Here is a 2,595-nt window from a genome sequence, read left to right as displayed (position 1 = left end):
CTGGGCAAACAAAAGCACCCTTATACCAGTGGCGCCAGGTTCAAAGGCCAATAGCATGTTTAAAATAAAGGATAATATGAGCAGGAAAGGTGTAATAGTCCATCGTAAAACACGGTGACTAATGTATTGAAATGATAATATGGGATAGGGGAATGGGTTAAATAATTTTTTTAGGCGTATGATAGATTGTATTCCACCGGCTGCTATTCTCACTTTTCTTTTCAGTTCTTCCGACACATTTTCTGAAGCAGTTTCGGTTGCATAGGCTTCGGGCTCATAAACAATACGATAACCTTTGGCGGCTATCAGCATCGAGATCATAAAATCATCCAAAACGGTATCTGCTTTCACAGGCTGGTATAATGAACGGCGAACACTGAACAGTTCGCCCGCTGCGCCTACTACCGAGTAAAGTTCGGAGTCCCATTTTTTTAGGGCCGATTCATATTTCCAGTAAAAACCTTCGCCGGCAGCACTTGCGTCGGCATTTTCATTTATTTGTACCCGCTTTTCGCCCGCTACAGCGCCAACGGTTGCATCACTGTAATGCCGGCAAATTTTAACAAGTGCATCCTTATTTAAAAAGGTATTGGCATCGGTAAAAACAACAGTATCGGTATCAACATACTCCATAGCACGGTGTACCGCGGCTATTTTGCCCGCCCGCTGGGGTTGATGTAATAATTGAATTTGGGGGTATTGCGCAATAATATCTGGTGTTTTATCTGATGAGCCATCGGTTATAAAAAGCAATTTGAGTTTACCTTGGGGATAATTGAGCAAAAGGCTGTTATTGATTTTTTCCTTAATAAAATATTCTTCGTTATAAGCAGCCACTACCAGTGTACAGGTAGGCAGCAGKTTGGCGTTTTCGGTTATTGGCGGTTTAACACCTTTAACAGCTCTTTTAATTTTAATTATAAAATACAGCAATATACCATACCCCGCAAAGGTGTAAAAAACGATGAAGAGGCTTAACGCTAAAATAATTTTCATGCTATGGTGTTGATAGGATAACCTAAATTACTGCTGTTTTTGGAGTGGGTTACATTCCACCAAATGGCCTTAAAAAGCGCAGGTATAAAGCTGTAATTTTTGTCCTTAATATAATTAATCACATTTCGGGGCGTAACAATAAGCAAGAAATAAATATAGAAGAAAAGCTTTTTAACTAATGGGGCATTGCGGCGTGTAAAGAGTATCCGGTTACGATTCATAAAATACTCTTTGAGCTTACTTTTTTTTCCTACGGATACAGATTCTTTATGATAGATTAATGCCTCGGTATTTACCCAGGCTTTATAACCTGTTCTTATGATCTGCTCACACCAATCTACTTCTTCGTAGTATAAAAAGAAGCTTTCGGCCATTAAACCGGCTTTATCTATTGCTTCTTTCCTTATCATCATCGCAGCACCGTGGCAATAAGCCGTTGGCCCGATAATATGGTCAAATTGCCCCTCGTCTTTTTGGCGTAATCCAATGCAGCTATTACGGCATGTGTAATAATTCATGGGGGTGTAGCCCGCGTATTGTATGAGTTGTTTATCGTTATAGTATTTAATCATTGGCGATATCAGGCCCACATCTTCATGGGTATCCAGGGTATCAACCAGTTTTTCTATTAATCCTGCAGTAAATTCCGTATCATTATTTACCAGGAACAGGTAGTCGCCGGTTGCTTCTTTTATGCCGAGATTATTGCCCCCGGCGAAGCCAAGGTTAATCTCCGATCGGATGAGTTTAATTGCCGGGTATTTTAACAGCCATTTGTGTATAGGATTTGCCTTACTGGCATTATCAACTATAATTATCTCAATATTGCTGTAGCTGTTTGTTTTTTCTATTGAAGAAAGCAGTTCTTCGGTGACTACGGGTTGGTTGAAATTTACAGTGACAATAGAAACTTTTTTCATCAATAGTAATAGGTATTGTAATGGCTTTGCTTTTACGGATTATTTAATTAAAAGTTGACTTTATATACCTATGAATTTAAACTGCAGTATGATCATGCGGCGTATGAATGAATTTTTTATTCGCACCTTTTAACTTAAATAGCAATAAAAACATTGTAAAAAATATCAATGGTAATTTAAGGGCGGCATTTAATAACTTACCATTAAAATATGCTCCCGGTATGGCAACCACAATAGCCACATAACAGCACAATGTTGCAGCAAGCCACAACTGCCATGACGGGCCAATACCCGTAGTTAATAACGAGATCAGTAACATCAATGGCATTATCCCTAACATCAGCACCCGTGGTAATATCGACATCTGATAGATCTCATTAAAGTAATCAAAGTTGCCGTTTATAAATAATTCACGAAATCCACTCATACCATATACCCGCAGTAAATTAAATTGTGCAGACAGCCATCTCTTGCGTTGTTTTTTAAATACTTCGGGGTTGCTTACCTTTTCGTCATATACCAAAGCTTTTTCGGCATAGGCCACGCTGATTTTTTGACAGGTAAGTATCAGGCCCATTTCTTTATCAAAACCGCCAACCGCATCAATTTGCCGCATGGTTGCCTTAAATAAGTTGTACTCCAGTGCCATACCAGAGCCTATAATGGCTGCCGACAGGTT

The 2,595-nt window shown here is 39.3% G+C and carries 3 protein-coding genes; all 3 read right to left on the bottom strand.

Features of this window, described 5'->3' with window-relative positions; translation table 11 throughout:
* Positions 1-996 (bottom strand): glycosyltransferase family 2 protein (locus tag AC1DPZ_RS25265; protein ID WP_477408682.1); only part of this gene is annotated, 996 nt, incomplete at its 3' end.
* Positions 993-1,916 carry a glycosyltransferase family 2 protein gene (locus tag AC1DPZ_RS25260; protein ID WP_477408680.1) on the bottom strand — a complete coding sequence of 308 codons (924 nt, stop codon included), beginning with the start codon at positions 1,914-1,916 and terminating at the stop codon, positions 993-995. The genes AC1DPZ_RS25265 and AC1DPZ_RS25260, both read right to left, overlap by 4 nt.
* Positions 1,917-1,992: 76 nt before the next feature.
* A partial coding sequence (locus AC1DPZ_RS25255) for a glycosyltransferase family 2 protein (protein WP_477408678.1) occupies positions 1,993-2,595 on the bottom strand: 603 nt, incomplete at its 5' end.

It is taken from the genome of Mucilaginibacter sp. P4_G9 (assembly GCF_056400985.1).
The sequence above is the reverse complement of the archived record's forward strand: the minus strand, read 5'-3'. Positions and strand labels throughout refer to the sequence as shown.